Raw genomic sequence first — 13673 nt, forward strand, 5'->3', positions numbered from 1 at the left:
TCACTCAGCGGGCGCATAGATAAGAGATACATGGTAATTATTTAAGAAATCGGTCCATTCCTCAGAAGGCTTCTGATCTGTAACAATATAATCCACTCTATCAAAGCTGAACAACTTAATGAACGCAGTCCGGTCAAATTTGGAGTGATCTACGAGCAGAACCACTTTATTTGCCTGCTGCTGCATAAGCACCTTCAGTTCACTTTCTTCTTCATTTGAATCACTTAGCCCGCCTGTCATGGACAATGCTTTACAGCTGAATATAGCTACATCCACATTATATTTTCGAATCGTCTGTGAAGCGGTATTTCCAACAAAGGAGCTGGTCTCGGGACCTAAAATTCCACCTGTGGAAATCAGCTTTTGACCGGAGTGTTGAAATTCGGATAATACCACCAGAGAGTTCGTAATAATTGTCAGATTGTTTTTCTCCTCAATAATTCTACGCAAGGCTTCAAATACCGTTGAGCTCGTATCTGTCACCAAGCTGTCTCCATCATTGATTAATTGCAGTACATTATCGGCTATGATTCGCTTCGCTTCAATATTGACCTGATGTCTGCTGATGTAGGAAGGATCTTCATTGGTATGGGCGTTGAGAATGGCCCCACCATAATTTTTTTTGGCAAGACCTTCTTTGTCCAGTTTATCTAGATCCCGCCGAATGGTCTCTTCCGAGACGTTGAATTTTTGCGCTAGCTCTGCGACATGGACCTTCTTCTGTCTGTAAAGCTCTTTAATAATTAGATCCCGTCGTTCAAATGCTTTCATTCGTTCACTCACCTTTATATATAAATCGTCTGCTTTCTAGTGTACTACATTGTTGTTTAAATCTAAAAATAATTACATATTCACATAAAACCACAATATATAATAATTATATCACATAAAACCACACTTTTGTTTAGGTAATATGTTGTTTTGTGTTGACTAAAGCGCTTGCAGATTTTATGATGAAGGAGAAATAGATCTATTAACGATGACTCTAAGATGATCTTGAGGAGGAACGGCATTGATAGAAAACTATCCGAAAATTGGTATCCGCCCAACCATTGATGGCAGAAGAAGAGGCGTTCGTGAATCACTGGAAGAGCAAACGATGGGCATGGCTCAGCGGGTGGCTAAGTTTATTGAAGCGAATTTAAGGTATCCGAATGGGAGTCCTGTAGAGTGCATCATCGCCGATTCTACGATCGGTGGAGTTAAAGAAGCTGCTGCTGCGGCTCAGAAATTCTCCGGGGCTAACGTAGGGGTGTCGATCACCGTGACGCCTTGCTGGTGTTATGGCTCAGAGACAATGGATATGGATACATCCATTCCGCATGCCGTGTGGGGATTTAACGGAACGGAACGGCCGGGTGCTGTGTATCTAGCTGCTGTTCTCTCGGCGTATGCTCAAAAGGGAATTCCTGCGTTTGGTATCTATGGTGAAGATGTTCAAGAGTCTAGCAGTGAAGAGATTCCAGCGGATGTGCAGTCTAAATTGCTGCAGTTTGCTAGAGCAGGCTTAGCAGTTGCTCAAATGAAGGGGAAATCATATTTATCTATGGGTTCTGTTTCGATGGGGATTGCGGGTTCCATTGTGAATGAACAGTTTTTCCAAGAGTATCTGGGCATGCGCAATGAATATATAGATATGTCTGAATATGTCCGGCGCTTTGAAGAAGAGATTTATGATAAAGAGGAATTTAAGCGTGCGCTAGCGTGGACTAAAGAAAACTGCCAAGTTGGCGCCGATAATAATCCGCCGCATCTGCAAATCAGTGCAGAAGAGAAAGAGAAGCAGTGGGAGACCTGTGTGAAAATGACATTGATCGCCCGCGACCTGATGATCGGCAATCCGGTTCTCGCTGAGCTTGGTTTTGAAGAGGAAGCTAACGGCCACAATGCAATTGTTGGCGGTTTCCAAGGCCAGAGACAATGGACGGACCATTTCCCTAACGGCGATTTCATGGAGACGATGTTGAATTCTTCTTTTGACTGGAACGGCAAACGTGCACCTTATCTCGTAGCGACAGAGAATGACAGCTTGAATGGGGTAACGATGCTGTTCAATTATTTGCTTACGAATACAGCACAAATCTTTGCGGATGTCCGAACCTTCTGGAGTCCCGATGCTGTGAAGCGAGTGACGGGTCATCAATTGGAAGGAGAAGCAGCTCACGGAATACTGCATCTGATCAACTCTGGTTCGGCAGCGCTTGATGGTACAGGTGAGCAAAGGATAGAGGGTAAGCCTGCAATCAAACCTTTTTGGGAGATTACAGACGAAGAGGCTGAGGCTTGTCTAAGCAATACACAATTCCGGCCAGCTTCTCAAGAATATTTCCGGGGAGGCGGCTTCTCTACCGATTATTTAACCCAAGGCGGAATGCCGGTTACTATGGCTCGTTTGAACCTGGTGAAGGGGCTTGGACCTGTTCTTCAGCTTGTTGAAGGTTACACCGTAGAGCTGCCTGAAGAGGTTCATCATACTTTGGATCAAAGAACAGATCCGACATGGCCGACGACCTGGTTCGCTCCTAAGCTAACTAACAGTGGTTCATTCCAATCGGTATATGATGTCATGAATAATTGGGGCGCGAATCATGGGGCGATCAGTTATGGCCATATCGGGGCGGATCTGATTACGCTGGCGTCGATTTTACGCATTCCAGTAAGTATGCATAACGTTGAGGAATCACGTATTTTCAGACCACGGGTGTGGTCGTTATTTGGGACGGAGAATCTGGAAGGAGCAGATTACAGAGCCTGTCAGAATTTCGGACCGCTATATTAAAATCTTCTTGTGGAGCAGGTGTGCTTGAAATGGGTGATACGATTAAGCTTCTGGCTATGGATCTTGGCGCCAGTTCCGGAAGAGTGATGTTGGGATTGTATGACGGTAACACCCTTCGCATAGAAGAAATTCATCGGTTTGCTAATACGCCGGTGTATGTTGGCGGGCATTTGTATTGGGATGTTTTGAAGCTCTTCCACGAAATGAAAAAAGGAATCCAGAGAGCTTATAGGGCGCATGGAAAATTGAGGTCTCTAAGCGTGGATACGTGGGGAGTCGATTACGGTTTTATTGATAAAAGAGGGATGTTGCTCTATTCCCCCCATCATTATAGGGATAGGAGAATGGGAAGCCATCGTCTAGGGTTGGAGGCGCTGCTTCCACCAAGGGAGCAATTTAGCATTACAGGTATTCAACCGAGCTTGATTAATACGGTTTATCAGCTGTTTGCTGATTTTCAGGATAACGATTCTCTGCTAGAGGTTGCAGATACTATTTTAATGATGCCAGACCTGTTCCACTATTTATTCTCTGGTATCGCGGCAGCAGAAAGCACGATTTGGAGTACAAGTGGCTTAATGGACGCTGTATCTGGTGAAGTCTCCACTGAAGTATTCAGCAGGCTTAATATCCCGGTTGGTATAGTGCCACAACGGGTTCAAGCGGGAACGGTTATTGGTTCTATCCTTCCGGTAATTCAAGAGGAGCTTAGCGTAGGTTTAATGGAGGTAATTGCGGGTGCTTCTCATGATACGGCTTCAGCAGTAGCTTCTATTCCTTATTCTCTAAAGGAAGATGCAGCATTTATTAGCTGTGGTACATGGTCGTTAGTGGGCATGGAGACGCCTAAAGCTGTCATTACAGAGAAAAGCTATGAATACGGATTCACAAATGAGCAGTGTTACGGCCAATCTAATCGTTTGCTCAAAAATATAACGGGACTATGGATTTTGCAGGAGCTGCAAAGGAATTGGGCCGAAGCGGGAAAATACGTCAGCCAAGGCCAAATGGTTGAGCTAGCCGAAACCATAAATCATGCTCCAGCAATTATTAATCCGAATGACGAGCTGTTCAGTACACCCGGTGTGATGACCCAACGGATTAGAGAATATTGCGAACGAACAGGCCAGCAAGCCCCTTATACGAAAGCTGAGATTATACGCGTCATACTTGAGAGCTTAGCAGAGTCCTATCGCCATACGATTGACGAAATGGAAGAGATCACCGGCAAAAAAATCAATATCATTCATATGGTCGGTGGTGGGATTCAGAATGAACTGCTCTGTCAGCTTACCGCTAATATTACGGGGAGAAAAGTTGTAGCAGGGCCTGTGGAAGCCAGTGCAATTGGCAATATAATTATTCAACTGGCTGCCCTAGAGGAACTGGAAATCTCCGGGGGCAAGCAGGTAGTGGAAAGATCTTTTGCCTTTAAGACATATCAGCCTTCTTTGGTGAAGGTTTGTGAAAAATAGGATACGAGGAGAGAAACCCTATGGATACCTTGGAACAAAAATTACGTTTGCAGATTTGTGATATCGGGAGAAACCTGTTTAATAAAGATTTTATCGCGGCTAATGATGGGAATATTTCTGCTCGCTTATCAGAGAATGTAATTCTGACTACCCCCAGAGCGGTGAGTAAGGGATATTTAGAGCCTCATATGCTTGTAAAAGTGAATCTGCAAGGTGAAGTCCTTGAAGCAGCTGAAGGCTACAGACCCTCAACGGAAGCAAAAATGCATCTAAGAATTTATAATGAGCTGCCAGAGATGAAGGGTGTGGTCCATGCACATCCCCCGTATGCTACTGCATTTGCCATAAAAGGTGAGGCGCTCGACAAGATGATGATGCCAGAGTCGGTGATTATGATCGGAGATATTCCGTTGGCGGAATATGGAACACCATCGACGGAAGAAATTCCAGATTCACTGATGCCTTTCCTGGGCAAAAAAACTGCGGTTCTGCTAGAGAATCACGGAGCCCTTACTTGGGGAGAAGATGTTATGGAAGCATATCTGAATATGGAGCGGCTTGAGTATACCGCCAAGCTCACCTTCATTACCCGGATGATTGGCGGGGAGAGAGAATTGCCGCAGCATCGGATTGATGAGCTGGTAGCGTTGCGATCATTTTATGGGAAGTAAAGAGGTGCCTTATGTTAAAAGGAATTCCTAAGCTGCTGTCTCCGGAGCTGGTATGCATTCTGATGGAGATGGGTCATGGGGATGAGCTTGTATTGGCTGATGCGAATTATCCCGGACATTCGTTGAATCCGAGGGTACTGAGATATGATGGCATCGGTATTCCCGAACTGCTGGATGCCATTTTAGAGTTGTTACCTCTGGATCATTACGCAGAGCAACAGGTGGCTTTTATGGCAGTGGTTGCAGGAGATCCAACTGTGCCGGTCATTTGGACCACATACGAGACTATCATCGCCAAACATGATGCTGAAGCCACGATTAAACAGGAGGAACGTTTTGATTTCTATAACCGTTCTAAGCAAAGTTATGCAGTGATAGTTACAGGTGAGGAAGCGTTGTATGGGAACGTTATTCTTAAAAAAGGCGTTATAAAAAGTTGAAATAACGGAAATGAAGCCGCTAACCGCTTGGGTGACCAAGGAGTTAGCGGCTTTTTATGCTGCAAGGATAAGTATTTATAACCGGATTACTCGGTACTCATATGCACCAAGGGAGAGGGGGCCGCAGGCCACGGATTTGCCTGAGAGAACATCATGTCCGTCCCGCGGGAGTGTGAGACTTCCCCCGTGTCCATCCATATTTACAAGGGTCCAGACTTCGGCAGCCTGGTCATCGCTTCTAGGGCAGACAAGGGTTCCCTTAGTGACATTACTGCGTAGGGTGACACCAGCACGTTCTGCATAATGATCAATGAGTTTATATAACATTAGGTCGCCTTCTTCACCGGCAGGCATTGAACCCAGCATAACAATAGTACCTTGTCCGTAAGGCTGCTCCGTCAGGAAGGACAACCCCGGCGTCACCCCCTCCGTAACCATTCCGATACTGGAAACGGACTCTGAAACGGGTTCAAAAACAGAACTCCACAAGGACAAGGGAGCAGATACCCCAAAAGCGTGTCCAATCGTGCCTGTTGATTCCAGCGGATAGGTAAACTTAGTTTTGACGCCTGCTAACCGCTCCAATTCCCCAAGTCCGGCATTCGTATGAAGGGTATGCTCCTTCGTTCGTCCTCCGGTAAGAGGACCGACAATCCAAATCCCGCCAGCTGCTGTGAAGGCCAGGGCACTTTGCACATACTCGGGGGACAAATAATGTACGAATGGAGTGAATAACAGCTTGTATCCGGTTAAGTCTCCGCCTTCGGGCAGCAGATCCCTGTGAATGCCCATATGAAGAATTCTTTTGTAGAAATCGCCCAGCAGACTACGATAATTTAGCTTCCGATGAGGTTCAGTTGCGAGATAAGCTTTGGTTCTGTCCGAATAGGTGATCGCAACATCTGCCCGAAGGGGCCGGGTGGAGAGCATAATTTGTTCAATTTCCCGCCGTGCTTGATTGGCCTCCAGCACATTAACGTACCCTAGAGCTGGTTCTCCCCAGGCACTAAGGATCGAGCTATGTGTTTGTTCACTTCCGGAAGTATGCTGGCGCCAGAGCCAATAGCAAAATGCACCTGCACCCAGCGCATAGGCGGCAACTGCTTCTGCTTTCAGATATCCATTCGGATGGGGCACACCAAAACTGACTAAAGATGCGGCAAACGAGGGTCCGGTCTCCATTATCCAGAAATCTTTTCCCGGCTTGAAATTTCGCCACAGATCACAGTTAAGCAGATAAGCATGCATATTTTCCTGTGAGGCATAGGTGTCGTAGGCAGCAAAGTCGAGATTTTGAAATAGCCGCTCATTATCTAGATGAAAAGCGACACTGCTGTTGTGGGTAATTGGCGCAGTGGAGTGGCGGCGGATAATATCAGCCTGTTCATCGGCGAATTCAGCGATCTTTTCCATTGAAAATAAGCGGTACATCGTCCGCAGGGATGAATTGTGGAGGAAAGGTGCGGGTCCTGGCTGTGGCACCTGATCAAAACGTTGATAAGTTTGGCTCCAGACGGCTGTTCCCCATGCCTCATTCAACCTTTCAATGGAGCTGTAGCGCTGCTGCAACCAGATATGCCATAAGCCTTTACAGGTCTCACACATACACTCCGCCACATGCGCTTTGAATTCGTTATCAAGCTGCCAGGCGGTTAACCCCGGCAGTGCTCCGGTCTCCTTGGCAATATGCTCCGTAATAATGGCTGCCCGCTCACGAAAATAAGGATTGTTCGTACAGATATGCTGCCGTGCTCCATGTCCCATTACCGTTCCGCTTTCATCCACATAACAGCGCTCAGGATGTCCATGAGTAAGCCAGATGGGGGGTGTCGGTGTCGGCGTACACATTACTGTGTCAATTCCGTTTCTATGTAACCTTTCGATATATTTCACGACGGGGCCGATATCAATCTTATCTTCTTCTGGCTCCAAAGCAGACCAAATGAATTCTCCGATTCGTACGATATTAATCCCCGTTTCTTTCATTAGAAGGATGTCCTGCTTAAGCACCTCTTCACTCCATAGCTCGGGATACCAAGCAGCACCGTAGTATAGCTTGTTCTTCAATTCAGTTCCTCCTTTAAGGCAAACATTTGCTGGAAATCATCACTTGGAATCATAGGTGCTTAATGTCTTACGGACAATAGTAAACTTTTGCGCGGTTTGGACTTTTTAGATAAAATGGGATTTTTAGCTTATATAAAGCGTTCAAAAAAGTCCGATTGCTGGAAAAAATCACTAGCAGCATAATAGGAGTCGCAGTAAGGGTGATTGCAGTAATCCATGGCTACAGTAATCGCGAGCTGTACATGACAAATGGAGGTGAACAGGATGAAGCACGTAACAGTTCCGGGAACTTCAGAACAACAGCCAAAGCCGCAGACCTATCGAAATATCCGGGTAAGAAGATGGAAACGTTTTAAACGTGATAAATGGTTATATATTCTGCTGCTCCCTGGAGTCCTTTATTTTCTTGTTTTCAAATATGTTCCGATGTGGGGCGTGCTGCTGGCTTTTAAGAATTACCAGCCGTTTCTTGGTTTTCAGAAAAGTGAATGGGTAGGTTTTGAGCATTTTCGTGTTTTTTTCCAGAATCCTGATTTCTTTATGCTGCTGCGCAATACGTTATTGTTATCGTTTTATAATTTGATTTTCTTTTTTCCGGCGCCGATTATTCTGGCACTGCTTCTAAACGAAATACGGCTTTCCTTCTATAAAAAGACGATACAAACGATGATTTATGTTCCGCACTTTATATCCATGGTCATTGTGGCCAGTATGAGCTATGTATTTCTAACTACGGAAGGCGGGACTGTAAATGAGTTTTTGTATACGTTTACAGGCAGGAAAATAGACTTTCTAGCTAATCCTGACTGGTTCCGTCCATTGATTATTCTCCAGACGATCTGGAAGGAGTGCGGCTGGGGGACGATTATATTCCTGGCAGCGCTGGCCGGTGTAGATGTGGAGCAATACGAGGCTGCGGTAGTAGATGGTGCGAACCGGTGGCGGCAGATTTGGCATATTACGTTGCCTGCTATCCGCAGTACAATCGTTATTTTACTTATTCTTCGGATGGGAACGATTTTGGATAACGGTTTTGAACAAATTTATTTAATGATGAATGCTCTTAATCGTGAAGTAGGTGAGGTGTTCGATACCTATGTATACGCACTGGGGATTACCCAGGGAGCTTTTAGTTACAGCACGGCTGTTGGATTATTTAAATCAATAATCGGTGTGACGCTTGTGCTCGGGACGAATTGGATCGCCAAAAAATTTGGTGAATCTGGACTTTATTGAGAAGGGAGAAGCTTGCTGTGGCCAAACAATACAAGAGTACGGGTGGAACTGCATTTGATATATTCAATTATATATTTTTAGGGATTATCGGGATCGTAGCGATTCTCCCTTTCCTCTTTGTGGTTTCGGGCTCCTTCGCTACAGATGCGGAAATTACTAAACGTGCCGTATTCCTGATCCCGACCACGATTTCTTTTGACGCCTACCGATTTATCTTTTCAACAGATACGATTATGCGCAGTATAGGGGTTTCTATTTATGTTACGGTAATCGGAACTGTCGTTAATTTATTCTTCACGGTAACTATGGCTTATCCGATGGCAAAACGATATCTGATGGGCCGTAATTTGGTACTCAACCTTGTTATTTTTACGATGCTGTTTGGTGGAGGAATGATTCCAACCTATCTCGTCATTCGGGAGCTGCATCTGCTGGATACGCTCAATTCTCTTATTTTACCGGGAGCAATTAGCGCCTTTAACCTGATTATTGTCAAAAACTTTTTTCAGGAGCTGCCTATAGAAATGGAAGAAGCGGCGCGTATTGATGGTTGTTCTGAGCTGGGCTTGTTGTGGAAGATAGTCCTTCCTTTATCCAAACCGGTTCTCGCTACATTTACGTTGTTCTATGCTGTGGGACATTGGAACAATTTCTTCTCGGCACTGCTCTATATTACGGATCCGACAAAATGGCCTTTGCAGGTGATGCTGCGACAGATCGTAATGTTATCCCAATCTGCGGCTGGCGATATGAGTTCTATGGATCCAAGCTTTGTGCAGCCACCGGAGCAGTCGATTAAAATGGCGGTTATTGTAGTAGGTACTCTACCAATTTTATGTGTGTACCCATTTCTGCAAAAACATTTCGCTAAAGGGGTGATGCTGGGTTCTGTTAAAGGATAACAAACTTAACTTATTCCAATTTGGAGGTATAATAATGGAAGCTAATCGTTCGGTAAAAAAGAAGCGCTGGTTGTTACTTTTACTTGTGGCTATGATGGTTACAACTGTTGTTGCAGGTTGCTCAGGTAATGAATCTGCAGGTTCTAACAGCAAAAGTGAGGGAAGTAGTAATACTGGAGAAGAGAAAAGCGAGTCCCCGCTGGATCTGACCCTCATGCTGCCGATATTCAAAACAAATTATCCGAAGGATGGCAGTCCGGTTGCTGCTGAACTGGAGAAACAGACCAATACAAAAATCCACTTTGAGTGGGTCCCGAATGCATCTTATGCAGATAAATTTAATATTACGCTAGCTTCTGGGAAGCTGCCGACCATTATCTACGTGGGGGATGTTAAGGCTTCTAGTTTTGTGAACGCTGCCAAATCGGGTGCATTCTGGGAAGTAGGGCCTTACCTTAAGGATTATCCGAATTTAAGCCAAGCGAACCCGGTTATTCTGAAAAACTCGGCCATTGATGGGAAGAATTACGGGATCTATCGGGGGCGTGTACTCGGCCGTAACGGTATGGTTTTCCGCAAGGATTGGCTGGAGAAGGTGGGGTTGCAAACACCGCAGACGGTGGATGATTTCTACAATATGCTGAAAGCGTTCAAGGAAAAAGATCCAGACGGCAATGGTAAAGAGGATACGTATGGCATGGTGCTTGTCAAATGGAGCGGCCAGTGGGCCAGCGGTTTTGATACCATTAAGTTATGGTTTGGAACACCGAATAAATGGGGCGTGCAAGATGGCAAGCTGGTGCCTGAGCATGAATATCCAGAATATTTGGAAGCGCTTAAGTTCATGAAGAAGCTGTATAATGAGAAATTGATCAACTCCGACTTTGCTGTAATGGACAGTGCCAAATGGACAGATCCGATCGTGAACAATAAGGCAGGAGTAATCGTCGATGTGGTCGATACAGGCGCCCGGGTGGATGATAAAATTCACGCTGCGCTAGAAAAAGAAGGCAAAGACGAACCGGATAAACATTATGTAGATGTAAGCGGGGGCGTAACAGGTACGGATGGCAAGCTACACACATTGCCGACCTCTGGTTTCTCGGGCATGCTGGCTATTCCAAAATCATCTGTGAAGAGCGAAGAAGAACTGAAACGGGTACTGGCTTTTCTAGATCAAATCAATAATCCGGAATTACAAACGATGTTAGGTTTTGGTTTGGAAGGTACTCACTACACTATGGTGGATGGTTTTATTGAACGCTCCAAAGACACTGTACTTGTGGAGTCAGAAGTGGAAGGTCTAAACCAAATATTGGCCTATATTCCTGAGGATAAGTCCAAGACTGTAGCACAAACGCCGCTGCGTCTTAAACAAACTGAAGTTCAAAAGGCAAATGAAGCTTCGATCGTGGTTAATCCGGCAGAGGCCTTTATTTCCACAGTATATTCGCAAAAGGGTGCTCAACTCGACAATGTAATTAACGATGCACGCATAAAGTATATTGTAGGACAAATTGATGAAGCTGAATTGAAATCCGCATTTGACGTATGGAGAAAAACAGGTGGAGATGATTTAGTAAAGGAAATGAACGAATTATACGCTAAGGCTGACCACTAGATCCTTCCTAGTGCTTTTATCCGGCTGGAAAGGATCTGAGGAGCAAAACGAATGTGGTTCGATTGCACTTCAAATTTATCTGATTCGGCTGGTGAGAGCATAGTGATGAGAAATGTGGCGAAATGGAAGCGTTATACAAAAGGCTGGTCAGGCTGTAAAGGCCGGTATTATCGGAAAAACCTGATCATTATGCTGGTGGTGTCATCCATTCCGGGGTTTATTATTGGTGCGCTTGTCTACTGGATGGCAGGGGGACGTCTGGAGAGCGAGCTGCTGCAGATGCATAACAGGCAGATTGAACAGCGGGCGGCTAATATTGATGATCAGCTGTCCAATCTGGAGCTGATGCTGGCACATTGGGCTTTTGATCCCAAGTTTGATTACAGCTTGAATGGCCTTGATTTTATTCAGGATCATGAGCGGGCTTGGGATATTACGAAGACACTCGTAGTGATGCAGGGCTCGAACACGATGACGAGTAACGTTGAACTCTATCTATCAGGAGATCATCCATTACTATTTAATCCCGAATATGGCACGATTGACTCCAGCATGGTTTCTGGTCAATATGACAAATTGATTGATACTGAACAAAGCACCTATTGGACGCAGTGGGCATTCGATCCCAATAAACCAAATGTCAAAGAATTAACGCTTGTCCATCATATTCCGGGCGGAAGCTTGAAGCCCTTCGGGGCTCTTTTGCTCCGCATGGATACGGAGAAAGTAGCTGCGATGCTACGAACTATGACACCTTATAATAGCGGCGAGACATTTTTGCTGCAGACGACGGGGGATTTGTACGTATCTGCTGGAGACAGTGCCGAGGATTCTCCCTTACTTACCGCATTGCATAATGAGATTGTGGAACGGGACGCGAACCATGAGTCAAATCTTGAGTCCTCTTTTCTCTTCGACTGGGGTAAGGCTACATATGCAGTGACTTATGGTGAGTTTTCCCGACTCTCCGCAGATTGGCTCTATGTGTCCGCTTCACCGATAACCAGCATAACTTCACCTGTCGTCTTCATTTCAAGACTGATATTTTTAGTTAGCTTTAGTGCTTTGCTGCTGGCGGCGATTCTGTCTTGGTTTGCTTCCCGTAAAATCTATTCACCGATAGGACGTTTGCTGCAGACTTTGTTGCCTGACCAAGCGGCGGCTGCGAGTAGGGAGGATGAGTTCATTCTGATTGAACGGCATTGGCAGAACTTGCACGGGGAGAGCCATGCCCTGAAGTACACTCTTTCCGAGCAGCTTCCACATGTGAAAGAAAGCTTTCTGCATCAGCTGTTTCAGGGGTATTTATATTCTTATTCTGAGCAGGATCTGCAAAGCCGGATGCGGCGCTTTAAGTGGGAAGTAGAGGATTGTCATTATATTATTCTTTATATTCAGCTTACAGGCATCTCCAGCCAGGAGGGGAAGTTCCGCAACGGTGATGAAAGTCTTGTATCATTCGCCGCCGTCAATATTATCGGAGAACTGTCTGCCGAGCACTTCAACCAGGCTGATATTATCAATTTCCATGATCTCACGGCAGGATTACTTCTTATCGAACCCGTTGCGAATCCATCGCTGGAAGTGGTGCAAGCCTTTAGCGAAGAACTGACAGGAACGATTAATCGCATGTTAAAAATGAGGGTAACAGTGGCGTTTAGTGCACCGGTTGGAAGGATATCCGGTATTCCGCTAGCGTTCGAGGCTGCGAAGCAAGCCGCTAGTTATCGCCAGTTTGGTGGTGAGAACCAGATTATTAATATGGAGCTACTGGATCGTGAGGGGCAAAGTACGCCTGAACCGCAATATTCGTTCACTTTGGAGCGCGGAATGATTCAGGCCCTGCGAACAGGAGAAGCGGAAGAGGCTTACCGGCTGTTGGAGGAATTTCTGGAGGCACTGTGTGCCAATGGGGCAAAAGTGATTGATGTGCAGCAGGGCATGCTTCATTTGTTAGGCAGTATTCAGCACGCCATTATGGTCTCAGGCATTCATCCAAACCAACTGTTCAAAGGGGCTAATCTGTACGCGGCACTGTCGCAAATTCATGAGCCGAAGCTTATCCTTGCCTGGTTTCAGGAAAAGGTAGTCGCACCGTATCTGACAGAGCTGAGTGAGCGTTCTGATGCCGGAATCAAACGGACGATTGAGCATGCCATGATGTATATCAATGAGCATTATATGGATAATATTTCGCTGGATGGATGTGCGGATTATACAGGGATCAGCCCATTTTTACTGAGTAAATCATTCAAACGGGTCACCGGGAAAAATTTCATCGATTATCTGACCGAATTACGGCTTGATAAAGCCAAGGAGCTGCTGCGTGATACCTCGCTGCGAATTAACGATGTAGCTGAACAGGTGGGTTATCAGCATAGCTATTTTAACCGGATTTTTAAGAAACAAGAGGGAATAACCCCAAGCCGCTATAGAGAGCTAAGCCATAATAATGAAGCTCTTTAAAAGTAAAGAGGACGTG

The 13673-nt window shown here is 45.5% G+C and carries 10 protein-coding genes; 8 read left to right on the forward strand and 2 right to left on the reverse strand.

Features of this window, described 5'->3' with window-relative positions; genetic code table 11:
* Complete coding sequence (locus tag MHB37_RS07710) at positions 1-771, reverse strand: DeoR/GlpR family DNA-binding transcription regulator (RefSeq protein ID WP_076130709.1); 771 nt, start codon at positions 769-771, stop codon at positions 1-3.
* 241 nt (positions 772-1012) lie between these two features.
* On the opposite strand from MHB37_RS07710, the gene MHB37_RS07715 reads away from it, so the two are divergent.
* Genes MHB37_RS07715 through fucU form a run of 4 tightly spaced genes read left to right on the forward strand, consistent with a single transcriptional unit; the run spans position 1013 to position 5365 of the window.
* The gene (locus MHB37_RS07715) at positions 1013-2779 is read left to right on the forward strand and encodes an L-fucose isomerase (RefSeq protein WP_076277111.1); all 1767 of its coding nucleotides are present in this window, start codon (positions 1013-1015) and stop codon (positions 2777-2779) included.
* Positions 2780-2808: 29 nt separating this feature from the next.
* Positions 2809-4254, forward strand: a complete 1446-nt coding sequence (locus tag MHB37_RS07720; protein ID WP_405169114.1) for a rhamnulokinase family protein — start codon at positions 2809-2811, stop codon at positions 4252-4254.
* Positions 4255-4274: 20 nt separating this feature from the next.
* Positions 4275-4925: a class II aldolase/adducin family protein gene (locus MHB37_RS07725; protein WP_038569477.1), complete on the forward strand. Its 651-nt coding sequence runs from the start codon at positions 4275-4277 to the stop codon at positions 4923-4925.
* A gap of 11 nt (positions 4926-4936) precedes the next feature.
* The gene (gene fucU / locus MHB37_RS07730; protein WP_405169115.1) at positions 4937-5365 is read left to right on the forward strand and encodes an L-fucose mutarotase; all 429 of its coding nucleotides are present in this window, start codon (positions 4937-4939) and stop codon (positions 5363-5365) included.
* A 75-nt stretch (positions 5366-5440) separates the two neighbouring features.
* On the opposite strand, the gene MHB37_RS07735 is transcribed toward fucU, so the two are convergent.
* On the reverse strand, positions 5441-7432 hold the full coding sequence (locus tag MHB37_RS07735) for a beta-galactosidase (protein WP_340393717.1): 1992 nt from the start codon (positions 7430-7432) through the stop codon (positions 5441-5443).
* A 264-nt stretch (positions 7433-7696) separates the two neighbouring features.
* Between MHB37_RS07735 and MHB37_RS07740 the strand changes: the two genes are divergently transcribed.
* The 4 genes from MHB37_RS07740 to MHB37_RS07755 are packed head-to-tail and all read left to right on the forward strand — an operon-like array spanning position 7697 to position 13657.
* On the forward strand, positions 7697-8668 hold the full coding sequence (locus tag MHB37_RS07740; RefSeq protein ID WP_076142502.1) for a sugar ABC transporter permease: 972 nt from the start codon (positions 7697-7699) through the stop codon (positions 8666-8668).
* Between the two features lie 17 nt (positions 8669-8685).
* Positions 8686-9570: a carbohydrate ABC transporter permease gene (locus MHB37_RS07745; RefSeq protein WP_076130713.1), complete on the forward strand. Its 885-nt coding sequence runs from the start codon at positions 8686-8688 to the stop codon at positions 9568-9570.
* Between the two features lie 34 nt (positions 9571-9604).
* Entirely contained in the window at positions 9605-11191 is a 1587-nt protein-coding gene (locus tag MHB37_RS07750; RefSeq protein WP_405169116.1) for an extracellular solute-binding protein, read from the forward strand.
* A gap of 51 nt (positions 11192-11242) precedes the next feature.
* Positions 11243-13657, forward strand: a complete 2415-nt coding sequence (locus MHB37_RS07755) for a helix-turn-helix transcriptional regulator (protein ID WP_405169117.1) — start codon at positions 11243-11245, stop codon at positions 13655-13657.
* Positions 13658-13673 lie beyond the last annotated feature (16 nt).

Origin of the sequence: Paenibacillus sp. FSL H3-0286, assembly GCF_045040705.1 — a bacterium.
Taxonomy (GTDB): Bacteria; Bacillota; Bacilli; order Paenibacillales; family Paenibacillaceae; genus Paenibacillus_AQ; species Paenibacillus_AQ odorifer.